We start from the raw sequence: 657 nt of genomic DNA, 5'->3' as shown, positions 1-657 counted from the left end.
GCGCCGATCAGCTTCACGCCGCGCTCATAGGCCTGCTTGTAGGGGTTGGCGCCCTTGAAGGAGGGCAGGAAGGAATGGTGGATGTTGATGATTTTGCCCGACATCTTCCGGCACATATCGTCGGACAGCACCTGCATGTAGCGCGCCAGTACGACGAGTTCCGTGCCGCTGGTCTCGATCAGGTCCATCAGCTGGGCTTCGGCTTTGGGTTTATTCTCCTTCGTCACCCTGATGTGGTGGAAGGGAATGTCGTGGTTGACGACGACCTTCTGGTAATCGAAATGGTTGGAGACGACGCCGACGATGTCGATCGGCAATGCGCCGATCTTCCAGCGATAGAGCAGGTCGTTGAGGCAATGGCCGAAACGGGAGACCATCAACAGCGTCTTCATGCGCTGGCCGTCCGGATAGATATCCGCGTCCATGTCGAATTTTTCCGCCACCGGCTTGAAGCCATCGGTGATGGCCTCAAGGGTGGCGCCTTCTTCGGAGATGAAGGAGACGCGCATGAAGAACTTGCCGGTCTCGAGGTCGTCGAACTGCGAACTGTCGACGATGTTGCAGCCTTTTTCCGCCAGATAACCGGAAATCGCAGCCACAATGCCACGGGTCGATTTGCAGGCTACGGTCAGAACATAGGATGTCATTCGTTTTTCC

Annotated in this window: 1 protein-coding gene; it reads right to left on the bottom strand. The window is 56.6% G+C overall.

Annotated features, from left to right (window positions below; genetic code table 11):
* Window positions 1–647 (bottom strand): formyltetrahydrofolate deformylase (locus I3J13_RS25625; RefSeq protein WP_196380684.1); only part of this gene is annotated, 647 nt, incomplete at its 3' end.
* Window positions 648–657 lie beyond the last annotated feature (10 nt).

The sequence above is a fragment of the Agrobacterium leguminum genome, from assembly GCF_015704895.1.
Lineage (GTDB): Bacteria > Pseudomonadota > Alphaproteobacteria > Rhizobiales > Rhizobiaceae > Agrobacterium > Agrobacterium leguminum.
This window is presented reverse-complemented; position numbering and strand designations above follow the sequence as displayed.